The organism is Gillisia sp. CAL575 (assembly GCF_000403785.1).
GTDB lineage: Bacteria > Bacteroidota > Bacteroidia > Flavobacteriales > Flavobacteriaceae > Gillisia.
Genome location: NZ_APHJ01000019.1, coordinates 23,714 through 48,634 on the forward strand (window position 1 = coordinate 23,714; position 24,921 = coordinate 48,634).

Genomic DNA, 24,921 nt, shown 5'->3' on the forward strand with positions numbered 1-24,921 from the left:
GAGAAAAGCAGAAAATTGAATTAAAAAAATGAAGCCTGAAGTTTTAAACCTCAGGCTTCATTTCCAACAACTAACTAACTATTTTTTCTTATTGCCACCCGCCACCTAAGGCGCGATACAGTTCTACAACTGCTGCTAATTGGTTAAAACGAGCATCTATTAAATTAAGTTGAGAATTAAGACTATTCTGTCGGGCAATGATCACTTCTAAATAATTTGCAAGACCATTATCTAATAATTCTTCTGAATACTTTGTAGCATCTGTATATGCTTCAAATTCCATAATTTTTACTTCTATCTTATCTGTATTAAATTGATAAGCATACAATGCATCTGAAACTTCTTTCCCTGCATTTAATAGGGCAAACTGAAAATTAAGTTTTGCCTGTTCTTGTCTGGCTTTAGAAACCTCGTATTCGGTTCTAATTCTTCTCTTATTTAATAAAGGTTGAGCCAGAGATCCTACTAAATTAGCGAAAAGAGAATTTACATCGAAAAGCTTTTCTACATCCAGACTCTGCAAACCACCTGTTGCGGTAAGTTGCAAAGATGGATAGAAATTACTTCTAGCCACGTTGGTAAGCTCGAAGGCATTAATTAAATTATATTCGGCTTCCTTGAGGTCTGGGCGATTCTTTAATAATTCTGCAGGAACGCCAGTATTTAAATCTGTGGTTATTTCCTGCTCATTTAAAGAAGTTCTTTCTTTTCCTTGAGGTGCCTCACCTAATAATATAGATAAAGAGTTTTCTTGAAGTCTTATCTGGTTTTCTATATCCAGTAATAAGGCTTGTGCAGTGTATAGCTGTGCTTCGGTTTGTTTAACGCCAACTTCAGTTAAACTCCCAGCATCTTTAAGTGCTATAGTGGTCTCTAAAGCTTCCTCTCGAGCCTCTATAGTTTCCATGGTCACTAAGCGCTGTTCGTCCAATGCCAATAATTGATAATAAGTTGTAGCAATATCTGAAATCAATCTAGTTTTTATAGTTTGATGTGCTGCTACACTCTGAAGGTAGGAAGCATCAAAAGCTCTAGAATTGCTTCTTATTTTCCCCCAGAGATCTGCTTCCCAGGAAAGATTTCCGGTTGCTTCATATTGGGTAATACTTTCATTGAAAAAAGAGCCAAACTGACTGTTTTTAGACAAGATTTGATGATTTACACTTGCCCCCAATCCCAAAGTTGGAAGGTATCCGGCTTTTCCCTGCTTTACATAAGCCTCGGCTGCAATAATTTGTTGCAATGCAATACGCACATCTAAATTATTTTGAAGTCCTTTTTCAATATAAGAATCAAGAATAGGATCTGTAAAGAGTTCTCTCCAGGAAACCTCAGCCATGCTTAAGCTATCTTGCGGAAGCTCATCTGTCCTGAAAAGATTTTTATCTGGTATAATATCTTCGCTTCTATTGTAATCTTTAGCTACAAAACAGGATTGAAGGCTTAAAGCAACCATCCCAACCAGCAGGAATTTCGATTTATATAATAATTTCATTGTATTAAATTTCTTGTTGTTATTATTCGTTCTCTACTAATACTGGTTTTTTTCCTACTTTTTCCTGCAACCATTGGAACAGAATAAATAAGATAGGAATAACGAACACTCCTGTAATAGTACCAATTAACAACCCACCTACTGCACCTGTACCGATAGAACGGTTACCTGCGGCACCAACTCCATTTGCTAATACCAATGGCATTAATCCTAAGATGAATGCGAAAGAGGTCATTAAAATAGGTCTTAAACGCGCTTTTGCTCCATGGATCGCTGCATCTACTATAGATTCCCCATTCTTTCTTCGCTGTATAGCAAACTCCACGATTAGAATGGCGTTTTTAGCAAGTAGACCTATAAGCATAATCAATGCGATCTGGAAATAAATATTGTTCTCCAAACCTGTCATTTTTGTTGTGAGATAAGCTCCAAAAACTCCTAATGGTAATGAGAAAAGGACAGAAAGCGGTAATAAATAGCTTTCGTATTGTGCCGCAAGTAAGAAATACACAAATAAAATAGATAGAATAAATATCATTGTGGTTTGGTTTCCTGCACTCACTTCTTCTCGTGTTAGTCCAGAATAGGCAGTAGTATAATTACTAGGTAAAGTTTTAGCCACTTCTTCTATTGCAGCAATTGCATCTCCAGAACTATATCCTGGATTTACCGCTCCGGTAAGAGTAGTAGAGTTAAACAAATTAAACCTAGTAACAGATTGCGGACCGTATACCCGTTTTAAAGTCATGAACTCAGTAATTGGTGCCATTTCGCCGCTCTCAGTTCTAACATACAATTCATTAAGTGCATCTTTAGTTGCTCTGTCTTCTGGTAAAGACTGAATATAAACTCGGTATTGTTTCCCAAACTTCGAGAAATCTGATGCGTACACCCCACCAATATATCCTTGTAAAGTTGAGAAAATACTGCTTATTGGAACTCCAAATTTCTTTGCCACAGGAACATTTAGTTCTATTTCATATTGAGGATAGCGAGTGTTAAATGAAGATTGAGCATATTGTATTTCTGGTCTTTCAGTTAATTTTTGAATGAATTCCTGATTAACTTTATCTAAATCTTCAAAACTAGACCCAGATTTATCCAAAAGATTCACGGTAAACCCAGATGAGTTACCAAATCCTGGAATACTAGGAGGGGAAAAGAAGATTATATTTGCTTCTGGAATTGATGCTGCAATTCCGAATAATTTTCCTGTTACAGCTTTAATAGACTGGCTATCATCTTTACGTTCATCCCAGTCATTTAATCTAATAAATCCAAGTCCATAGTTACTACCAGCTCCACTAATTAAACTTCTCCCATTAATTACAGAGGCTCCTTTAACTTCGGGAAGTTGAGAGATTTTTTCATATAGTTTTTGATTCACTTCATTCGTTCTATCCATAGAAGCTCCAGCAGGAAGTTCAACATTCATAAAGATAATTCCACGATCCTCATCAGGTACAAATCCAGTTGGGGTTGTAGAAGAAGCCCACCAAATACCTCCAACCGCAAGGATAAGAATTACGGGTGTAATCCATTTGTGTTTAAATAAGAATCCTAAAGATTGTCCATATCTATGAATGGTAGCATTAAATCCGCGGTTAAATCCAGTATAAAAACGTTGCAGAAAGTTCTTTTTCTCTTTCCCTTGTTGTTTTTTATCGTGTGGTTTTAATAGCAACGCACAAAGAGCAGGGCTCAAGGTTAATGCATTTACTGCAGAAATTATAATTGCGATAATAAGTGTCACCCCAAATTGCTCATAGAAAACTCCGGTAGGACCTTTAATAAAAGTTACTGGAATAAATACTGCGGCCATTACCAAAGTAATAGAAATAATGGCACCAGAAATATCATCCATAGCATTTACCGTGGCTTTTTTAACGTCATTAGCTCCCTCATCAATTTTGGCATGAACTGCCTCCACAACAACAATGGCATCATCTACCACAATTCCTATGGCTAACACCAGCGCGAAAAGCGTAAGAAGGTTGATAGAGTATCCAAAAAGATTTAAGAAAAAGAATGTTCCTATAATAGATACAGGAACTGCAATTGCAGGAATAAGAGTAGATCTAAAATCCTGAAGAAATATAAATACTACAAGAAATACCAATAAAAAAGCTTCCATTAATGTGATCACAACTTTTTCTATAGAGGCATTCAAGAAGTTATTCGTATCGTATGGAATAAAGATCTCAATTCCATCTGGAAGGTCTTTCTTTAGAAGTTCTAATTGATCTTTAATCGTAACAATAATTTCTTGTGCATTAGAACCTTTGGTCTGAAAGATCCCCATATTTACAGCTGCATATCCATTGGTAGAAGAACCACCATCATAAGATTGTGCGTCTAGTTCAATTTTTGCTACATCTTTCAACCTAAGAAATTGTCCGTCACCTAATGCCTTAATTACAATATTGCTATATTGATCCTCAGTTTTAAATCTTCCTCCGTATTTAATGGTATAAGAAAAAGTTTCCCCGTTATTTTCACCTAAAGAACCAGCTGCAGCTTCTAAACTTTGTTCTCTTAATGCTGCGGTTATATCTGACGGAATAAGGTTGTAAGCCTTCATTTTATTAGGCTGTAACCAAATTCTCATCGCGTAATCCTTCCCGCCAAATACATTTACATCTCCAACTCCATTCACCCTTTGAATTTCAGGAATCACATTGATCTTTAGATAATTCTGAATAAAGGTGTCATCATAATCTGGGTTAGTACTATAAAAAGACAAGAACATTAATGCACTGGTCTGTTGTTTCTGTGTAGTTACCCCGTTTTGTTTTACCTCTGCAGGTAATAATGGATTGGCTCTCGCTACACGGTTCTGTACATTTACCGCTGCAATATCTGGATCTACATTTTGATCGAAATAAACAGTAATAGAGGCAGTACCATTGTTAGAGGCTGTTGAGGTAAGATAAGTCATCCCCTCAACTCCGTTTATTTGCTCTTCTATTGGTACAATTACACTTTCTAAAATTGTCTCTGCGCTAGCACCAGGATAAGCGGTGGTTACAGAAATTGTTGGAGGTGCAATATCTGGATATTGAGTAATTGGAAGATTTGTTAACCCAAGTATTCCTAGTATTACAATAATAATAGAAACAACTGTTGAGAGAACCGGACGTTCAATAAATTTTTTAATCATAATGTTTTCTTTCTTCTCCGGTTAGTTAAATATTTTTTCTAAAGGTTTAGCTACAGAATCAAAAGCAACAGGTTGTGGGGTAATTCTTGTTCCACTTCTTAATTTGTTGGCGCCTTTTGCTATTACAGTATCACCTTTTTCTACTCCAGATTCTATTACATAAAGGTTATCTACTTTAGCAATTACTTTCACAGGAGTAGAGACTACAGAATCATTGTTCTGTAATTTAAATAGAAGCGTACTGCCTTGTTGCTCGTATGTGGATTCTTGTGAAACAACTAAAACATCTGTAAATGTTTTTGGAATTTCTATTTTAGCGCTGTTTCCATTGGTTAATAATCTTGAAGGATTATCAAAAATGGCTCTAAATGAAATAGAACCTGTGTTAGTATTAATCACAGAGTTGATAGTCTCTATTTTTCCTTCTTGATCGTACATACTTCCATTTGCAAGTATTAACCTAACTGCCGGAATATTATTTATTTTATCTTGGATGGTAGCTCCTTCTGTGGCTTGAATAAAATCTAGATAGTCAGATTCATTCATAGAGAAATAGGCATATACTTTACTAATATCTGAAACGGTTGTTAGTGGTTCTTGATCTGCACCGCTAATTAAAGCTCCTTCTCTTTTGCGAATTGACCCTACATAACCATCTACCGGACTTTTTATATTTGCATATCCAATGTTTGCAAGGATACCATTATAACCACTTTGTGCTTGCTGAAGCTTTGCTTTCGCAGTTTCTAATTGCACAGAACTAATAATATTTTTTTCTACCAATGGCTTCAACTTATCTACCTCTACTTGAGCAGCGTTAACGTTGGCCTTTGCGGCAGCAGCATCCTGAGATAAAGATTGAGTCTCTAATTTAAAAAGTGTTTGTCCTGCTTTAACTTTCTCACCTTCATCTACCAAAACTTTAGTGATATAACCTGAAACTTTTGCTCTTACCTCACTATTTATAACTCCTTCTATACTTGCAGGAAAGGAAGTAAATCCTGTAACTGTTTTTGTTGGTACCTCATATACCGGATAAGGTTTTGGTTGTGCCGCTAGAGCAGCATTTTGATCATTTCCATTGCCACAGGAGACAAGGGACAATATTCCGATGGAAATCGTTAGTAACTTTATAATATTCTTCATGGTGATCTTCAAATTTAATTTGTGTAATAGGGTGATTAGATTATAATTCTGCGATGTTCTTCTTTAGTTTCTTTACAGCGTTACTCACTTCCTCTAAAAATAAAAGGTAGTTTTCATGAAATTGAAGTTCAAATTCTTCAGATTCATTTGTGTTTTGGTTATTAGCATCCTTCTTAAATTGAATTATCTCTGAATGAATATCAAACTGATTATTCCATTTTTCCAGCATTTCATTCATAACTTGAAGAAGTCTGTTTGGAGTGACATTAAAATAGCGTTTTCTATCCCCTGGTTTTGTGAAATAACTCACTCTGCCAGATGCTTGCAGCGTATTTAAATGGGTGCAGATTGTGCTTTTGCTGGCATTAAGATCTTTTACCAGGTTGTCGAATGTAGAACCACCTTTGCCAGTAATAATAAGAGTAGAGAAGATCCTTGCTTCTAATGGAGCCATATTGTCTTCATTCTCAATAAAAACGCCCAGGCGTTCTATTAACTTATTTCTTCTTTCTATTAATTCTTTTTGCATTTCCAAAATTTAGAAGTGCAAAGTTAGTGTTAGTTCGGTAAATTCCGAACTAATAAGAAACTAAAGTTATGTTAAAGAGTTATAAGGTTGATTATTTGGTCTTTAAGATATCCAGATCGGTAGATTTTATAACATAACCAATACGTACCATGCTGGTATATTGGTTATAATCTATAAGACTTTCGGCATAACCTGCAAACCATTCCAGCATTAAATATTGGTTCCCAGAGTTGTTGAATAATCTATAAAGAACACGTGTAGAGGCAGAGCCTTTCCATCCATCTAGTCCTTTTCTAACGGTAAGATCGGCGATAAGTCTATTATTGATTATCGTTTGTTCCACTTTAATTTCGCCAAGACCTACATAGTCTAATAGATCTGGATGATTTTCAGTATATGTTATAGGAACCCATGCTTTTACACTTAAAATAGTTCTTTTTCCTAAAGGGGTGTGGAACACTCCAGTAATTCTATTCCAGCTTCTACTTTCTAAACTATCCCTTCCATTGGACTCGTGCTCAAATTTTAATTCTGCAAGGCCAAATATATATCCTTTCTTATTAAATACGGGTTTTCCTATACCAACTCCTGGATTAAAATTGATCTCCTCAAACGGACTAGAATCACTATATACGTTCCAAAAAGCTTTTTGAGTATACGTAACAAATAAATAGCTATTTAGAGGCAAAGTAGCTCTACTTACCATCTGTTTGAAGCTAATTTGATACTTTATATCGGAATTGTCTTTTTTGATCGCCTTGTTTGTTGGCACTCCAGATATAAAATAATTATCCTGGTAGCTAGAAAATGAGGGCATTTCCATTATAGTGTCATAAACCTGTTCTCTAGTAAGACGCTGGCCTTGCATTGTGGATTGTACAAAAAAAGAAGAAAGAACGAGGCAAGTAAATAGTAATCTATTCATAATTAGGGTTTGATGCCATGAAGACATAGAAATTTTTAAGTCGGCAAAGATACTTTTTACTTTCTAAGAAAACATGATCTCTGGTTCTAAAACAGTTAATTCTAACACAAAAAAAAGCTCCAAGTAATTGGAGCTTAAATAATTATATAACTATACGCCTATTCTTTTATTTCTTTATTTTCTTCATTCTCCTTATAGATCCCGATGGTTAACTCTCCTTTTTTGTTCATCGCAGCTCTGTACATTCCCGCAGAATTAAATTCCATTGCAATATTACCCTTGTTATCTATGGCTATAATTCCACCTTCTCCACCAAGTTCCGTCAATTTTCCTTGAATCACTTTTTTTGCTGCCTCTTCTAAGCTCATTTTTTTATACTCCATCATTGCTGAAATATCGTAAGCCACAACTCCTCTCATAAAATATTCTCCCCATCCAGTTCCGGAAACAGCACAAGTAGCATTATTTGCATAGGTACCAGCGCCAATAATTGGCACATCCCCAATTCTATTCCATTTTTTATTGGTCATTCCTCCTGTGGAAGTTCCAGCTGCTATATTTCCATTTTTGTCTAATGCAACACAGCCAACAGTTCCAAACTTCGACTCTTTTATATAAGGATCGTAAAATGCCGTTCTATTGTCGGAGCTATCGGCCTTCATTTTTTCTGCTTCTTTCACTTTTTGCAGCGATTGAAATCTGTTTTCTGTATAAAAATAGGAAGGATCTACTATTTCCAGTCCGCGTTCTTGTGCAAATTGTTCTGCTCCTTTCCCAGATAATAATACATGCGGAGAATGTTCCATTACTTGAAATGCAAGATTTATTGGATTTTTAACGTTAGTTACTCCTGCAATTGCTCCAGCATTCAAGGTTTCACCGTCCATGATAGCAGCATCCATTTCATTGGTTTCCTGGTTAGTGAAAACCGCTCCTTTTCCAGCATTGAAAAGCGGGGAGTCTTCCATAATATTAATAGTACGTTGAATGGCTTCAATGGATGTTCCTCCATTTGCAAGAATTTCGTGGCCCTCCCTTACTGCTTCCTCTAAAACCAACTTGTAGGCATTCTCCAAGGAATCTGTCATGTTTTCTTTTAAAATGGTACCTGCACCACCGTGAATTACAATTCCAAAATTATCGGTTTCAACCTTATCAGATTTTGGTTTTTCTATTGGTTCGTCTATAGGTTTTTTTTCTTCGGAAGCATAATTACAAGCAACCAATAAGCTTAAGGAAAGTAGAAGTAATAGTTTTTTCATGAAATGGAATGTTGAGATATTCGAATTAAAAGTACTAAAATATTATTCAGATTTAATAGGAGTGATTCAAATTTATAGAGAATGATTTTTTGCGTAAGCGATAGTAGTGAAAAGCCCACAGTCCCGATAATGATCGGGACGAGGACTTGGCGCGAATAGCGCGGTGCCCGTTAAGGGCATACGCCCGAAACATTTAGATAAGCTTCACAACCTTTTGTGTGAGAATGATTAATTTTAGGCAACTTTATAAAATCAAGATACTATGCCGATAAATAAACCATTTAATCTCACCAAATGGATAGAGCAAAATAGAGATTTGCTTAAGCCGCCTGTTGGGAACAAGAATTTATATAAAGAGAGTGACGATTATATAGTAATGATCGTGGCTGGGCCAAATGCTAGAAAGGATTACCATTATAATGAAACTGAAGAATTGTTCTTTCAACTAGAAGGAAATATTGAAATTCATGTTCAGGAGAATGGAAAGAAGGAGGTTATGAAGTTAGGGCCTGGAGATATGTATTTACATCCTGGTAAAATTCCACATTCTCCTGTTAGAGAAACGGGTTCTATTGGTCTAGTTGTGGAACGTAAGCGTTTAGGAGAAGATGGAAAAGACGGATTGTTGTGGTTTTGCGATAACTGTAACCATAAACTTTATGAAGTTTATTTCCCATTGCATGATATAGAAACCGATTTTCTAGAACATTTTAAGCATTTTTATGGAAGTGAAGAATTGCGAACCTGCGATAATTGTGGCACTGTGATGCCTGTAGACGAGCGTTTTATTAATACTTAGAGAATGAAAGTAGATTAAGGATGGGTTTCTTTTAATATTTATTATTTTCGCAATAACTAGTTATAATTAAAGATAAAAACACGAATAAATGAGTGATATAGCAGAAAAGTTTGGGATTAAGCAAGCATTAAAGGATCTTGGGATTACAGATGTAAACGATGGAACTTCTACCGGAACAGAATTTTTTGGAAGTGGTGAAATTATTGAATCTTATTCTCCTGTAGATGGTTCTTTAATAGGAAAAGTGAGATCTACCACAAAAGAGGATTATGAGAAAGTGATGACAGCTGCTACCGAAGGTTTTAAAAGCTGGAGAACCATGCCTGCACCATTACGTGGAGAAATAGTTAGAAAATTTAATGAAGAATTACGCCGATTAAAAGAGCCACTTGGAAAATTGGTTTCTTTTGAGATGGGTAAATCATATCAAGAAGGTTTAGGGGAAGTTCAAGAAATGATAGATATCTGCGATTTCGCAGTTGGATTGTCTAGACAGTTACACGGACTTACCATGCACTCTGAGCGACCAGGACATAGAATGTACGAACAATATCATCCACTTGGAGTTGTAGGAATTATTTCTGCTTTTAACTTCCCAGTAGCAGTTTGGTCTTGGAATACAGCTTTGGCTTGGGTTTGTGGAGATGCGTGTGTTTGGAAAGGATCTGAAAAAACACCTATTACTTCTGTAGCTTGTCAAAAAATAGCGGCAAGAGTTTTTGAAGAAAATAATGTGCCTGCAGGAATTTCATGTTTGGTAACAGGAGATTATAGAGTAGGAGAAATGATGTCTACAGATACGCGTATCCCGCTTATATCTGCTACGGGATCAACTAGAATGGGTAAGATAGTTGCGACTAAAGTGGCGGAACGTCTTGGAAAATCTTTATTGGAATTAGGTGGAAACAATGCAATTATTGTAACTCCGGATGCCGATATTAAAATGACCGTTATTGGTGCTGTATTTGGTGCTGTGGGAACTGCAGGACAACGTTGTACTTCTACCAGAAGACTTATAATTCACGAATCTATTTACGATAAAGTAAAAGAAGCGGTGGTTGCTGCATACAAGCAATTGAGTATTGGGAATCCTTTAGATGAGAATAATCACGTAGGGCCACTAATAGACAAAGATGCAGTGAAGAATTACCAGAACGCTTTGACCAAAGTTGTTGAAGAAGGTGGAAAGATCATTGTTGAAGGTGGAGTATTAGAAGGTGAAGGCTACGAAAGTGGATGTTACGTAAAACCTGCGATTGCTGAAGCTGAAAATTCTTACGAGATCGTACAGCATGAAACTTTTGCTCCGGTTTTATACATGATGAAATATTCTGGGAATGTTGAAGATGCTTTGGAAGTGCAAAACGGAGTGAAACAAGGACTTTCCTCTGCAATTATGACCAATAACTTAAGAGAGGCTGAACACTTCTTATCTGTTAATGGATCTGACTGTGGAATTTCTAATGTAAATATTGGAACCAGTGGTGCTGAAATTGGTGGAGCCTTTGGTGGTGAGAAAGAAACCGGTGGTGGACGTGAGTCTGGATCTGATGCATGGAAAGTGTATATGAGAAGACAAACCAATACGATCAATTACACTACAGAATTGCCACTTTCCCAAGGGATCAAGTTCGAATTGTAGAAATAGATATTTCAAATAATATTTAAAAAACCACCTTGAAAAAGGTGGTTTTTTTGTTTATGGTAATTTTTGTAACAAGGCTCCGACAAGCTCAGCCTAACATTATCTTTTTAGAGTCATTCTGAACGAAATGAAATGGAGTGAAGAATCACAAATTTGCAAGAGATTCCTTCATTGTCGGAATGACAATTTGAATTGTCAGATTGAGTCTGTCGATGCATTTATTTAAACCGAAATGATTTCATTATCTGTAAGCAACTCTTCTTGCCTGAATTTTAAAATTATTTGGGCAATAGCAACAACATCTTTCTCGCAATAAACTGCTATTCGGTTAATATTTCGCTCTTCATAAAACACATCTCTAACTTCAGAGCCATCAATGTCATCTTTTGGTGATGGAATATTAAGCACATTGGTAAGTAGTTTAAGAGAAGTATAATTTTTATAGTCACCAAACTTCCATAATTCTAAGGTGTCTAAATGTGGCACTTCCCAAGGTTTCTTTCCAAATAGATTTAGTTTAGATGGAAGTGAGAGTCCATTGATGATCATTCTTCTGGCAATGAAAGGAAAATCGAATTCCTTCCCGTTATGTGCACATAAAAGATGATGATCTTTATAAAAGTGTGTGCTAAGTAAATTCGAGAAATCCTTTAATATCTTTTCTTCCCCTCCTTTAAAAGTTGTTAGCCTAAAACTTCTGGAATCCTCTTTGTTTTTAAAAAAGCCTACAGAGATACATGCTATTTTTCCGAACTCGGCCCAAATCCCTGCACGCACATAATATTCTTCTGGAGTAAATTCTTCTTTTCGCTGATACTTAGATTTCTCTCCCCAAAGCTGTTGTTTGATAGGGGAAAGCTCTTGGAAAGTTCGAGTTTCAGGTACTGTTTCTATATCCAGGAATAGGATGTGTTCTAATAATAATTTATGAAGCATTTTCAAGCATTTTATAGGTTTCATCTATGTATAAGAAAAAATCTTTAGGGTGTTTCTCTCCTTCCTCTCTGCGAATTAAATCATGGCCCAGCCTTACAATTATTAAATTGTCCTCCGGTATTACAATCACGTATTGGCCTAATACTCCTCGCATATAAAATATCTCTTTATTTTTATAATTGTTGAGCCAAAAGCCATATCCATATTCGGGAGAATCTTTAAATCTAGGTTTTGTAGCGCTATTTACAAATTGAGAATTAATTAATTGCTTATCATTCCATTTCCCATTATTCTTAAAGAGCTTACCGAAACGGGCAAAATCTCGGGCATTGGAGGCAATGCAACAATAGGCTTTTTCCATCCCGCTTTCTTCACTATCTAACTGCCAAAGTGCATCATGCTCCATCCCCATTGGTTTCCAAAAACTCTCGCTCAAATATTTGGAGAGATTCATTTGGGTCGCTTTTTCAATCACCATTCCCAATAAAATAGTATTTCCACTCAAATATTTAAAGGAAGTTCCAGGTTCTTCTATCACTTTCAATTGTGATGCTAGTCTTCTAATATCTTCACCAAAATATGCTTTAGCTGTTTGCGAAAATGGATTGTAATAATTCTCATCCCAATCTAGACCAGATGACATAGAAGCCAGATCTCCGACTTTGAGTTTAATTTGCTCCTCTTTGTTATATTCAGGAATAAAATCGCCCACAGGCTGGTCTAAACTTTTTATGTAACCATCTTTTATTGCTTTTCCTAAGAGCGCTACCGTAATAGATTTAGCCATAGAAAAGGAATTGGTTTTTGAACGCAAACCATAATCTTCTGCATATTCTTCATACCAAATACTATCATTTTTAATGATAAGAAAAGCCACAGTACCTAATTCTTCATTAATATCTGCTAAACTTTTAGTTGGCTTTACGGAGTTATAATTTTGGTGCATTGGCCATTTAGAAGAATGGACTGAATCTGCTTCAATAAGCCTATTAGAAAATTCGGGATAATCATCTATATAAGCAGTCTTATGACCTTGAAAATACACTACTTGAATTCCTTTGAGGATATAATCATAGTTGAATATATACAATAGGATCACAACGAATAATATTGTAGCAAGAAATCCACCCGTAATTTTCAAAAATAACTTCATAGTCATTAAAATTAGGGTTTTTTGTTTGAAGAGAAAATTTTAAAAAAGTTCCTGTTGTATTGGTGGATTTTCTAGATCCAACAAATATTTTTTTCGCCATAACCCACCAGCATAACCTGTTAAAGAACCATCACTTCCTATAACACGATGACAAGGAGTGACTATCCAGAGCGGATTTTTCCCATTTGCTGCTGCCACTGCTCTAATAGCTTTTACATTTCCAATCTCCTTGGAAATTTGTAAGTAAGATCTTGTTTCACCGTAAGGTATTTGGTTCAAGGCTAACCAAACTTGTTTTTGGAAACTTGTTCCTTTGGGATTCAATGGAATATTGAACTCCTTTAACTCACCTTTAAAGTAAGCCGTCATTTGATTTGCTGCTGGAATTAAAACTTTTGGAACACTATTGCTTAGTTCTTCATCTTTGTCCAATATCTTGATTTCTGAAATTCCATCTTCGTCCCCTGTTATTTTACAGATTCCTAATGGAGTACTAAGATTGGCGGTCATTTTAAGTAGATTTTGTTTCCGAATCATTTTGCTGTATAAGTCCGAGCTTTTTAGCCCGCTTTTCCCAGTTTTGGCGAGCCATAAGTTGCATATCTTCAAATTGATCGCTCTCATCCATAATTTCAAGACCTAGGAGAGTTTCTATGATATCTTCCATTGTTACCAACCCTAGAGTGTTCCCAAACTGATCTGAAACTATTGAAATATGTGCTTTTCGTTTAATAAAGATTTCAAAAAGTTCTGGAATTGGGGTGTTGGGATTAGTGATAAAAACATCTCTTTTTAATAGACTTAAAGGTTCCAAACCTTTTTCATCGATCATTTCCTCAAGAATATCATCTTTAAGCACAAAACCGGTAATATTATTGGGTTTATCTTTATATACAGGAATCCTGGAAAATTTCAAATTTTTATGAGCACGGTGAAATTCTTCAATGCTTGTGGATTCATCTTCTATAGTAGCTACAGAAAAAGGCGTCATTACATCTTTTGCCATTACAGATTTAAATACAAGTAGATTCTTGATCACTGTAGTTTCCTTTTCTTCAAAAAAGCCTTCTTCTTCAGCTGCGTCAGTAATTGCCAAAAACTCCTCCCTGCTCATTGTGCTAACATGTGCCGACTTACCAATTAATTTAGTGGTAAGCATCATCAACCAAAGAACTCCTGTGTATTTTAAAGGAAAAATTAAAATCTTTAAAGTTATAACAGTGAATTTTCCCAGCGATTGCCAGTAAGTTGCTCCTATTGTTTTTGGAACTATTTCAGAAAGGATTAGAATTGCCAAAGTCATAACAGCAGATACAATGCCTACTGAATTTCCTCCATCTCCAAACACTTTTTCTGCCTGCACTCCAACAAGAATTGCACCCACGGTATGGGCAACTGTGTTTAAAGTTAAAATGGCGATAAGAGGTTTGTCTATATCTTTTTTGAAATGTGTTAATGTGGTTGCATATGCTTTGCCTTCCTTTTTTTTAACACGGATAAACGTTGGGGTAATGCTTAATAAAACGGCTTCAAGAATAGAGCATAGGAATGAAAAAAAGATGGCAAGCGTAGCATATAGTATAAGTAAGCTCATTATTGCGATTAAGTTTAGAACTCTAAAATAAGGATTCTTTACTACAATTTTCCTAAAGTATTGATAAAGCACTTAATCCCTTCATGGCAATTTTAGGTCTCGAGCTTAAATTTAAATTTTATAAATATTTGATTATCCACAATTTTATAAATACACCCAAAATACTTGCTCTAGGCGATTAAATAAAAAGCTGCTACAGAAAATATTTTCTGATAGCAGCTTTTATATTCTTTATTCAATTAACTCCGAATATTAGAAAAGTTGAGCAATGAGAACTAATCTTAGCAATCAATTTATGCTGAAAGATTAGACTTTATAAGTTTATCCCATTTATTCGCCATGAATAACTGTGCATCGGCATCTAAACTATCATTATCATCTTCATCATAAAATATCACTTCTTTCACTTTCTCTTTAGAATTGTTCTTTAATAATTCCAAACCAATGTGAGTTAAAGCAAGTTTATTCTGATTTCCGATTTTTTGTTGATGCCCGGATTTGGCAACAACACTTTGTCCTACATTTTTAAGATCTATCACTTCATATTTAGAATGATCTGTTGGATCTATCACTAAGAATTTTTTTGTGTTACTGTCTAAACCAAGTAATAATGAGTTGGTTATTTCAATTTGATCCAATTTCATATTATGTTCTGTAGCAAGACTGTGTAACCTTTTCTTAACCTTATTTTCCTTAGCCGAATGGCTTATGATCATGTATATGATAGGTCCAACGAATAAAGCTAATAGGACGATACCCATTATAACTGATGAATTTTCCATTTTAAATTAATTTTAAGTAGTGCAATAAAAAACGTCTTTCTTAAAAGTGGCAAAAACGCAATCACTCAAAAATCAGTTTTCGTAAATTTTTTTGTTTAATTTTTTCTGATGAGTTGAAAACAAGAATAAATAGATCTCTATTACTTATAAAGACCATATATTTTCAAGAATACAACGAAAAAAGTCTTACCAAAAAAACTGAAATGGAAATATATTCTGTGAGAGTAGGTTCTTAAGATCTGGATTATAGTACCACAGATCTAAAGTGTAACAACGACTAAGAGGTTCCGAAGAATTAAAACTATTTATACCAATCCCAGTTGATGTTAAATAATCTGGGTTTGACGCTATTTCTATAACTACAGAAATCGAGACTTCTTCAGTAAAGATAGCCTTTGTATTGTTCTCTGTTTTTATGGAATAAGAATGGCTGGAATTATGATCCAACGATTCTGAAGGGTATGAATATGCAGAACTGCTAACTACATTAAATAATGTAAGTAGTAATAACGAAATACTAAATGATAGTTTCTTGATCTTCACCTAACAAATGTACATTAAAACAGAATTCGCAATAAAAAAATTAAGCTAAATTTTAAAAGCTTAAGAAATTAATTTTACAGCATCTTTTGCAAAGTAACTTGCAATCATATTGGCACCTGCACGTTTAATTGCAGTTAATTGCTCCATCATAACTGCATCATGATCTAGCCAGCCTTTCTCTGAAGCAGCTTTTATCATTGCATATTCACCGCTAACCTGATAAACCGCAACAGGAACTGTTACTGCATTTTTAATTTCTCTAACTATATCTAAATAACAAAGTCCTGGTTTCACCATTACTATATCTGCACCTTCTTCTATATCCATCAAGGTTTCGCGAATTGCTTCAGCTCGGTTAGCAGGATCCATCTGATAGGTTTTTTTATCCCCAAATCCTGGAGCAGAATCTAGTGCATCGCGGAATGGGCCATAAAAAGCGGAGGCATACTTTGCAGAATAGCTCATAATTCCTGTGTCATGAAAACCTTCATCTTCTAATAAAGTTCTTATTTCGAATATTCTACCATCCATCATATCGCTTGGCGCAACAAAATCGGCACCAGCAATGGCATGAGAAAGGGACATTTCCGCTAAGATTGCGGTAGTATCATCATTCAATATTTTTCCATCGGCTACCACACCATCATGTCCAAAAGAAGAATAAGGATCTAAAGCAATATCTGTTATTACTAACATTTCAGGAACAGCATTCTTTACAGTTTTAACTGCTCGCTGCATTAAACCTTCAGCATTTAAAGCTTCGGTCCCTGCATTATCTTTTAAATTGTCCGGAACTTTCACAAAAAGCAACACAGATTTAAGTCCCATTTTCCAAATTTCTTTCACTTCTTTTTCTAATAGATCTAAACTGAATCTATAATAATTAGGCATAGATGCGATCTCTTCCTTAACTCCTTTTCCTTCTACTACAAATAAGGGTACTAAAAAGTCATTTGGAGAGAGGATATTTTCTCTAACCAAGGATCTAATAGTTTCGTTAGTTCTAAGTCTTCTATTTCTTCTTAATGGATACATAGGAATTCACTTTTTGTTAGACAAATTAACGGACTAACGAATTTATGGCCATCTTTTGCTGGCGAAATTTGTATCCTGTTAATTTGCAATTGCAAATATAAAGCATGCTTTAGAATTTCTTTGCATATAGCTGTGCGGATTATATTCTCTAAATCTAGGCTGAAATTGTAACGTTATTGCTTATTAGTTACTAACTAGTTATAAAGATAAAATCCAACTTAACCAATTACTATGCTTTCCATAAAGAATTTAAACAAGACATATCCAAACGGGACACAGGCGCTTAACAATGTTAATTTAGAAATAGACAAAGGGATGTTTGGCCTCTTAGGTCCAAATGGTGCAGGAAAATCTACTCTAATGCGCACGATTGCCACTTTGCAAATGAGTGATTCTGGAAGTATAGAATTTAATGGAATAGATGTTTTTAGAGAGCCGGAAGAACTTAGAAAAGTTTTAGGATATCTACCACAGGATTTTGGGGTGTATCCAAAAGTTTCTGCAGAAATGATGCTAAATCATATCGCTAAAATTAAAGGAATCAATAATAAGAGCGATAGAGCTGCTTATGTAGCAGACCTTTTGAATAAGGTGAATTTATATAAATTCAGAAAAAGAAATCTTGGAGATTATTCGGGAGGTATGCGTCAGCGTTTTGGAATTGCACAGGCTTTAATTGGAAACCCCAAGTTAATTATTGTAGATGAGCCTACAGCAGGTTTAGATCCTTTGGAGCGTAACCGATTTCATAATTTATTGAGTGAATTGGGAGAAGATGCAGTGGTTATTTTATCTACCCATATTGTAGATGATGTTGTTAATTTATGTACTAATATGGCTGTTTTTAATGAGGGTTCTGTTGTAGTTCAAGGTCATCCTTTAGAATTATCAAATTCATTAAATGGACGAATTTTTAGAAAGAAAATTGATAAGGAAGAATTAGAGAAATATCAGGAAGAATACAGTGTGCTATCTGCTTATTTGAGAAGTGGGCAGCTAAACGTAAATGTTTATGCTGAATCACAGCCAGGAGATGGTTTTATAGCAGTGAACAATACTTTGGAAGATTTTTATTTCTATAGTATTAACCAACCTCAAACTGTATAATTATGAAAGAAATCTACTTATTTGAGTTGAAATATAGAATGCGCAGACCCGCAACCTATATTTACATATTTATAGCATTTTTAATCCCACTATTAATTGCTGTATTCGCAAAATCTAACACAGCACAATTCACAAATAGTCCGAATGCCATAATGGGTGTTTTGGGAGGTATGAGTGAGATATATCTATTCTTTTACGCGGCAATTATGGGAGTCGCAGTCTATAGAGATGAGGAGCATAGAACTGCTCAAACTTATTTCACTTTTCCCATAACCGAAAAGAATTATATTCTAGGTAGGTTTTGGGGAAGTTTTACCATTGTAACATTTATGAATATTGCTGCGGTCTTAGGTGCAATTTTAGGCTTCTCAATTGGAATGTTTTTAGATAGGCCAGATTATGGAATCTATACCTCTTTCAATTTTGCCTCCTATTTTTATCCATTCCTCTACTTACTCACTTTTAATGCTTTCTTTATTGGAAGTTTATTCTTTGGGTTGATGACGTTTTTTAAGCGGATGTCCATATTATATCTAGGTGGGATCGTAATCTTTATCCTTACAATGGTTTCATCAAGACTTTTGACAAATTTAGATACCGAATGGTTGAGTGTTTATGTAGATCCTTTTGGAAATGTAGCACAAAATTTTATAGATAAATACTGGTCTGTACACGAACTTAATACTACGCAGCTTTCTCTTACTGGTAAATTTTTATTAAATAGAATGATCTGGTTGGGATTAGCAATAGCGATCTTTGTTTTCACCCTATTGCGATTTTCTTACAAAGCCTTTCTAACTTCGAATAAGAAGCAAAATACAAAAGAAGAAAAAGAGGAATTTCAAGAAGGAAATGTTTTGGCAAATGTAGTTCAAGTCTTTAATAAGAAAGCAAAATGGGAAAATCTATGGTCGCTTAGTAAAATAGAATTTCTATCTATTGTCAAAGAAACGGTATTTATTATTTTGATGATAATAGGAATAGTGATCGCTGGTTTTATAGCCTATCAATCTAATCAAACATATGGAACACCCTCCTTGCCACTTACCAGATATATGGTAGCTCAAATTTCGGTAGGAATTTCAATCTTCTCTGTGATAATTCTTATCATCTATGCAGGAGAAGCAGTGCATAGAACAAGACAAAACAAAACCTTTGAATTTTACGATGCACTGCCAGTTAGTAACAATACTTTATACCTCTCAAAAATAATTTCACTTATTGGCGTGGCGGTAGTGCTAACTTTTATAAGTATCCTGGTCGGGATTATATATCAATCTATTAATGGCTATTTTGATTACGAACTGGGAATGTATTTCACCTATAATTTTTTCAGAATATTCCCCGGTTATATAATGACAATATTATTAGCCTTTTTTATTCATGTGTTGGTCAACAATAAATTTTTAGGACATTTTATAGTTATTTTAATTTATGTTGGTATTCCTATATTATTAGGATTGGCATTTAAAACTTCGAATCCGTTATTGATCTTTGGAGAAAGTCCTCAAGGATTTTTAAGTGATCTAAATGGATTTGGACATTATTTAATTGGAGAGTTTTGGTTAAATTCTTATTGGATCTTATTCACTTGTATTCTTGCAGTGATAGGTAAGCTCTTTTGGACCAGAGGCTTTTTCTCGTCCGGGAAGGAGCGTTTACTATTAGCAAAACAACGATTTACAGGAAGGACCATCGCGTACACCTTGGTGTTTTTATTCGCATTTGTTTCCGTAGGAGCTTATAGTTATTACAATCTTAAAGTTTTAAATACACTAGAAGATGGAAATTATGGCGAAAAGGTAAATGCAGATGCTGAAAAGAAATATGGTAAGTATATAGGCAAACCTCATATTCAGGTGACCGATCTAAAAGCCTTTATCGATATTTTTCCTGAAGATAGGAGAGTGGAAGCTAAAGGGGAGTTTAAAGTGGTTAATAATTTTGATGTTGCAATAGATACTCTTCTTATGGAAGTTAAATTTCCTATAGCAGATACCAAAATCACCAAAGTAGTGTATAACGGGGTAGAGCTGAAACCTTTCTTGAAGGATACCGTGTACCGACTTTTTATGTATAAATTACCTGTGCCTTTACAGCCTAAAGAAACTGCCTCACTACTTATTGAAACAAGAGCGATCACTAAAGGATTTTCTTCAGATACGGAAACAGCAGTTTTAGGGAATGGAACCTTCTTTAGAGATGCAATCCTTCCAACTTTTCATTATGAGCGAACTATAATTGATAACGGAGTCCGGGTAAAGAATGGTTTGGAAAATCTAGATTATCTATATCCTCCAAGAACAGATAGTATAGCTCTTAAAAAGAATCTCTTTAATGAAGATGCAAACTTTATGACTTTTGAGGCAACTCTTAGTACTTCTAAAGGTCAAACGGCAATTGCTCCAGGCGTACTCACCAAAAAATGGGAGGAAAATGACCGCAGTTATTTCAATTATAAATTAGAAGGTAAAACAGATTATTTTTTCAGTTTTGTTTCTGCAAAATATGATGTCGAGAAAGATTTTTGGATTGCTCCTAGCGGGAAAAAAGTGGATATTGAGATCTACCATTCTCCAAAACACAAAAAGAATTTAGAGTATTTTATTAAAGGAATAAAGATCTCCTTAGATTATAACTCGAAAAACTTTTTGGAGTATCCTTATTCTGTGATTAGGGTAATCGAGTTTCCAGCGCATTCTACTTTTGCCCAGTCCTTTGCGACAAGTATTCCATATTCTGAAGACTTTGGTTTTGTGGCAGATTTCTCTAAGGCCGAAAATTATAATTATGCATTCAGGATTACTTCTCACGAAGTAGCTCACCAGTGGTGGGGGCATATTGTAACTCCTAGTCAAACAACTGGAGCAAATATAATTTCGGAAACTTTGGCCGAGTATGTTTCCCTAATGACAATGAAAAAGGAATATGGAGAAAATGGAATTAAAGCGTTTTTGAAGAATTCTCTGGATAAGTATTTATCAAGTAGACAATTCAGTTTCAAACCAGAGCGCTCATTGATGAATGTGGAAACCGGGCAATATATCTGGTATGAAAAAGGCTCTATGATCATGTACGATCTGCAGGATGTTATAGGAGAAGATAAAGTGAATGCAGCACTCCGTAGCTTTTTAGAAGAATTTAAGTACAATGAAAAAGGCTATTATGCGACGTCAGAAGATCTTTATAAAGCTATATATAAAGTTGCTCCAGATTCTTTAAAATATAAAGTAGATGATGGCTTTAAGGAGATCGTACTTTATGAGAACCGAGTAATTGATGCCAAAACCAAGGAATTAAAAACCGGAAAATGGGAAACGACTTTCACTGTAAATTCTAAAAAGATCTATTATGAGGATGGAGGAAAAGAAAGAGAAGTAGACACTAAGAAAAACCTAATAGATATTGGTTTATTTGGTGAAGATGTAGTGAATGATGAAAAAGTAACTATTAAAGATCCATTCTATTTTGAATTGAAATGGTTAGAACCTGGAGATAATAAATTCACCATTATTACAGAGAAAAAACCTTTAAAAGCAGGAATAGATCCATATAATAAATTGATAGATAGAAACTCAGACGATAATTTAAAATCTATTGAAGAGTAGGTAAAAAATCTGTAGTTAAAATAATTCTCTAAAGCCTTTCAGCTTTCACTTTTAAAGTGAGGTTGAAAGGCTTTTTTTGATTTAAAACAGAAAAAGGACGTCATTCTGAACTTGTTTCAGAATCTTATAAATTGAGACCCTGAATTAAATTCAGGGTGAGGAGAGAATTACTATGACAATAAACGGATAACATAAAATTTTATCTTAAACCCAATCCTTTGGATGTGCGAGCACCTCTAAAAGTCGTTCTTCTTCACTTCCAGCTTCTGGATAATGATCGTATACCCATTGCACGTGTGGTGGTAAACTCATTAAAATGCTTTCTATCCGGCCGTTGGTCTTTAAGCCGAACAAAGTGCCTTTATCATGTACTAAATTGAATTCTACATAGCGCCCACGTCTAATCTCTTGCCAATCGCGCTGTTCTTTAGAATAAGGCAATTCTTTTCTTTTTTCAGTAATAGGAACATAAGATGCTAAGAAGCTATTCCCCACTTCGCTAACAAAATTGAACCAGTCTTCCATGCTCATTTCTTCTGAAGTTTTGCAATAATCGAAGAACAAACCTCCAATTCCGCGGGCTTCATCTCTATGCGAATTCCAGAAATATTCGTCACATTTTTGCTTGTATTCAGCATAAAAATCTGGATGATGTGCATCGCAAGCCTTTTTACAGATCTCATGAAAATGTATTGCATCTTCATCGAACAAATAATAAGGAGTAAGATCCTGTCCGCCACCAAACCAACTGTCTATAACGGATCCGCTCTTGTCATACATCTCAAAATAACGCCAGTTTGCATGAACCGTCGGTACCATCGGATTTTTCGGATGAAGCACTAAACTGAGGCCACAAGCGAAAAAATCTACTTCTCCTACCTTAAAATATTGTTGCATTGCGAGAGGAAGTGGGCCATGAACTTCAGAAATATTTACACCACCTTTTTCGAAGACGGCACCGTTCTCTATAACTCTCGTTCTTCCACCACCACCCTCAGGGCGTTCCCATACATCTTCCTTGAATTTCACGGAGCCATCAACTTCTTCTAGTTTAGAAGTAATTGTGTCCTGAAGTTGTTGTATATATTGAAAGAATTTGTTTTTCATGCGAAACTATTCTAATGCTTTTGCCTGATTTAATTTCTCCATTAAACTAAACGAAAATGTTTTACTCTCTATTTGTGCTGTTTCATAAACGGCGATTGTGTTCTTTGCTAAATGCGATTCATATTGCTCATCTTCAAAAGGAATAATCTTTAACAGAAAATCTCCAAATTGTTCGTAATTGGAAAAGTCAAAATTCAATTGCTTCAATTTGATCAACAAATCTTCAGAAGACCAAGTTTCCAAATCTGAAATTTCAAAACCCAGCTGTTCAAATAAAAGCCCATTTACCTTCGATTTCTGTTCACTCTCATAAAACTCAGGAACAAATTCCAAGTCTATCAATTTGCCAACAAGCTCATTAATCTTCTGGTTCTCTTCGTCTTTTAATCCTTTATTAAGCATTATGAATTATTTAGAATATTCTTTTACCGCATCTATAAAAGCACGTGCATTCTCAACCGGAATATCTGGTAAAATTCCGTGTCCTAGATTTACAATATATCTGTCTTTTCCGAATTCATCGATCATCTGATGAACCATTTTCTTGATCTCTGCAGGTGGCGAATACAATCTAGAAGGATCAAAATTTCCTTGCAGTGTGATATTTCCTCCACTCAAATATCGAGCATTCCTTGCAGAACAAGTCCAATCTACTCCTAAAGCTGAAGCTCCAGATTTAGACATTTCATCCAAAGCAAACCAGCAACCTTTTCCAAATGCGATTACATGAGTTTCATCCTTTAAAGCATCTATAATTTGTTGCATATATTGCCAAGAAAAAGTTTGATAATCTGTTGGAGATAACATTCCTCCCCAAGAATCGAAAATTTGAACAGCATCTACTCCAGCAGCAACTTTTGCTTTTAAATAAGCAATAGTGGTATCTGTTATTTTTTGAAGCAAGGTATGTGCAGCAATAGGATTTGTAAAACAAAATTTCTTTGCGATATCAAAATTCTTAGAACCTTGTCCTTGTACAGTATAACATAAAATAGTCCAGGGAGAACCAGCAAAACCTATTAACGGCACCTCATCATTTAGCGCTTGCTTGGTCATTTTAATGGCATCCATCACATAGCCCAGCTCTTCATGTACATTAGGTACAATTACATTCTCTACATCTTTGCTAGTACGCACAGGGTTTGGTAACCACGGCCCAACACCCGGTCTCATCTCCACTTCAATGTTCATTGCTTGTGGGATTACAAGAATATCACTAAAAAGTATAGCGGCATCTGGACCTACTTGATTTATAGGCATTACAGTGATCTCTGTAGCCAATTCCGGAGTTCTACAACGAGTAAAAAAATCATATTTCGCCTTCAATTTCATGAAATCTGGCAAGTATCTTCCTGCCTGGCGCATCATCCAAACTGGTGGCCTATCAACAGTCTCTCCTTTTAATGCTCTTAAAAATAAGTCGTTCTTGATCATATCTTATATTTTTTAACCGCCTGTACGATCACATTTTCAATACTAGGCTTATTTGCGATTATTATATTTTGTGTATGTTTTTTAGCTTCTGCTGCAGTGGTTTCTCCAATACAGAAAGCGATACTGGAATTTAAGTCATTTTCCTGGCAATAGCTTTGAACACCACTTGGGCTGAAAAACAGTACTCCATCAAAATTTCTAATGAATTTTTTAGGATTCAAACTAGTGGTATATACTTTTAATTCCTGAATGGCGATATTTTTATTATTCAATATCTTTGGTAACTCCTCTCGTCGTTTAGATCCGCAGAGATAAAGAAATTGTTTTTCGCTGAATTCATTTACGATCTTGAGAGCTAATTCTTTACTGGAATCTGCTGAAGCAACTACAGAATATCCGTTTTTTTCTATCTCGAGTTTGGTCTTATCACCAACACAAAAAATATTTAGCTCACGGGTTTGAAATTCTGGATATTGAGTGAAGAAACCTTTTACGCCATTCTGACTTGTGAAAATTAGGTTTCTGGGAATAGGTGCGTCCAGGGAAGAATTATCGAATCCAATGCTAATAGCATCATATTCCACAAGGCCAATTCCGGAATTCAGAATCAATTGTTTCTGATTTTCAGCAAGGATTTTTGTGGAAAGTAAGGTAGCCATAT

21 protein-coding genes are annotated in these 24,921 nt (G+C 35.2%); 4 read left to right on the forward strand and 17 right to left on the reverse strand.

Translation table 11 applies throughout. The features are described 5' to 3' along the window. Positions 1–88: 88 nt before the first annotated feature. From I130_RS01415 to I130_RS01440, 6 genes are all read right to left on the reverse strand, one after another. Complete coding sequence (locus I130_RS01415) at positions 89–1,495, reverse strand: efflux transporter outer membrane subunit (protein WP_034918068.1); 1,407 nt, start codon at positions 1,493–1,495, stop codon at positions 89–91. A gap of 22 nt (positions 1,496–1,517) precedes the next feature. Then, the gene (locus I130_RS01420; RefSeq protein ID WP_034918072.1) at positions 1,518–4,655 is read right to left on the reverse strand and encodes an efflux RND transporter permease subunit; all 3,138 of its coding nucleotides are present in this window, start codon (positions 4,653–4,655) and stop codon (positions 1,518–1,520) included. A 21-nt stretch (positions 4,656–4,676) separates the two neighbouring features. After that, on the reverse strand, positions 4,677–5,801 hold the full coding sequence (locus I130_RS01425; protein WP_034918077.1) for an efflux RND transporter periplasmic adaptor subunit: 1,125 nt from the start codon (positions 5,799–5,801) through the stop codon (positions 4,677–4,679). A gap of 40 nt (positions 5,802–5,841) precedes the next feature. Continuing rightward, the gene (locus I130_RS01430; RefSeq protein WP_034918082.1) at positions 5,842–6,330 is read right to left on the reverse strand and encodes a GbsR/MarR family transcriptional regulator; all 489 of its coding nucleotides are present in this window, start codon (positions 6,328–6,330) and stop codon (positions 5,842–5,844) included. 91 nt (positions 6,331–6,421) lie between these two features. After that, the gene (locus I130_RS01435) at positions 6,422–7,255 is read right to left on the reverse strand and encodes a phospholipase A (protein ID WP_034918919.1); all 834 of its coding nucleotides are present in this window, start codon (positions 7,253–7,255) and stop codon (positions 6,422–6,424) included. A gap of 158 nt (positions 7,256–7,413) precedes the next feature. After that, positions 7,414–8,517 (reverse strand): isoaspartyl peptidase/L-asparaginase family protein, encoded by a 1,104-nt coding sequence (locus I130_RS01440; RefSeq protein ID WP_034918093.1) that lies wholly within the window; start codon positions 8,515–8,517, stop codon positions 7,414–7,416. 262 nt (positions 8,518–8,779) lie between these two features. Here I130_RS01440 and I130_RS01445 point away from each other — a divergent pair, with 262 nt between their 5' ends. Together I130_RS01445 and I130_RS01450 are read left to right on the forward strand one after the other, a co-directional pair. Then, the gene (locus I130_RS01445; RefSeq protein ID WP_034918098.1) at positions 8,780–9,316 is read left to right on the forward strand and encodes a 3-hydroxyanthranilate 3,4-dioxygenase; all 537 of its coding nucleotides are present in this window, start codon (positions 8,780–8,782) and stop codon (positions 9,314–9,316) included. 88 nt (positions 9,317–9,404) lie between these two features. Then, complete coding sequence (locus I130_RS01450; RefSeq protein WP_034918102.1) at positions 9,405–10,958, forward strand: aldehyde dehydrogenase family protein; 1,554 nt, start codon at positions 9,405–9,407, stop codon at positions 10,956–10,958. A gap of 225 nt (positions 10,959–11,183) precedes the next feature. Here I130_RS01450 and I130_RS01455 read toward each other — a convergent pair whose 3' ends face one another. The 7 genes from I130_RS01455 to hemB form a co-directional block, all read right to left on the reverse strand. Next, positions 11,184–11,897 carry a 3'-5' exonuclease gene (locus tag I130_RS01455; protein ID WP_034918105.1) on the reverse strand — a complete coding sequence of 238 codons (714 nt, stop codon included), beginning with the start codon at positions 11,895–11,897 and terminating at the stop codon, positions 11,184–11,186. Further along, entirely contained in the window at positions 11,887–13,050 is a 1,164-nt protein-coding gene (locus tag I130_RS01460; RefSeq protein WP_034918923.1) for a serine hydrolase domain-containing protein, read from the reverse strand. The genes I130_RS01455 and I130_RS01460 overlap by 11 nt, the downstream gene beginning before the upstream one ends. A gap of 39 nt (positions 13,051–13,089) precedes the next feature. Beyond that, the gene (locus I130_RS01465) at positions 13,090–13,560 is read right to left on the reverse strand and encodes a methylated-DNA--[protein]-cysteine S-methyltransferase (protein ID WP_034918110.1); all 471 of its coding nucleotides are present in this window, start codon (positions 13,558–13,560) and stop codon (positions 13,090–13,092) included. Between the two features lies 1 nt (position 13,561). Beyond that, on the reverse strand, positions 13,562–14,644 hold the full coding sequence (locus tag I130_RS01470; RefSeq protein WP_034918113.1) for a CNNM domain-containing protein: 1,083 nt from the start codon (positions 14,642–14,644) through the stop codon (positions 13,562–13,564). A gap of 293 nt (positions 14,645–14,937) precedes the next feature. Next, positions 14,938–15,426 (reverse strand): hypothetical protein, encoded by a 489-nt coding sequence (locus I130_RS01475; RefSeq protein ID WP_232224006.1) that lies wholly within the window; start codon positions 15,424–15,426, stop codon positions 14,938–14,940. 186 nt (positions 15,427–15,612) lie between these two features. Then, positions 15,613–15,969, reverse strand: coding sequence for a hypothetical protein (locus tag I130_RS16585; RefSeq protein ID WP_157480473.1), 357 nt, complete (start codon positions 15,967–15,969; stop codon positions 15,613–15,615). 60 nt (positions 15,970–16,029) lie between these two features. Then, entirely contained in the window at positions 16,030–17,004 is a 975-nt protein-coding gene (hemB, locus tag I130_RS01480; protein ID WP_034918116.1) for a porphobilinogen synthase, read from the reverse strand. Between the two features lie 231 nt (positions 17,005–17,235). Between hemB and I130_RS01485 the strand changes: the two genes are divergently transcribed. Next, complete coding sequence (locus tag I130_RS01485) at positions 17,236–18,111, forward strand: ABC transporter ATP-binding protein (protein ID WP_034918118.1); 876 nt, start codon at positions 17,236–17,238, stop codon at positions 18,109–18,111. A gap of 2 nt (positions 18,112–18,113) precedes the next feature. Beyond that, entirely contained in the window at positions 18,114–21,719 is a 3,606-nt protein-coding gene (locus I130_RS01490; RefSeq protein WP_034918122.1) for an ABC transporter permease/M1 family aminopeptidase, read from the forward strand. Positions 21,720–21,923: 204 nt separating this feature from the next. On the opposite strand, the gene hemF is transcribed toward I130_RS01490, so the two are convergent. The 4 genes from hemF to I130_RS01510 are packed head-to-tail and all read right to left on the reverse strand — an operon-like array spanning position 21,924 to position 24,919. Further along, complete coding sequence (gene hemF / locus I130_RS01495) at positions 21,924–22,826, reverse strand: oxygen-dependent coproporphyrinogen oxidase (protein ID WP_034918125.1); 903 nt, start codon at positions 22,824–22,826, stop codon at positions 21,924–21,926. Positions 22,827–22,832: 6 nt separating this feature from the next. Next, a complete protein-coding gene (locus I130_RS01500; protein ID WP_034918127.1) occupies positions 22,833–23,228 on the reverse strand; it encodes a hypothetical protein in 396 nt (131 codons plus the stop codon). 6 nt (positions 23,229–23,234) lie between these two features. Beyond that, positions 23,235–24,260: a uroporphyrinogen decarboxylase gene (gene hemE, locus I130_RS01505; RefSeq protein ID WP_034918132.1), complete on the reverse strand. Its 1,026-nt coding sequence runs from the start codon at positions 24,258–24,260 to the stop codon at positions 23,235–23,237. After that, a complete protein-coding gene (locus I130_RS01510; RefSeq protein ID WP_034918136.1) occupies positions 24,257–24,919 on the reverse strand; it encodes a uroporphyrinogen-III synthase in 663 nt (220 codons plus the stop codon). The genes hemE and I130_RS01510 overlap by 4 nt, the downstream gene beginning before the upstream one ends. Positions 24,920–24,921: the final 2 nt, after the last annotated feature.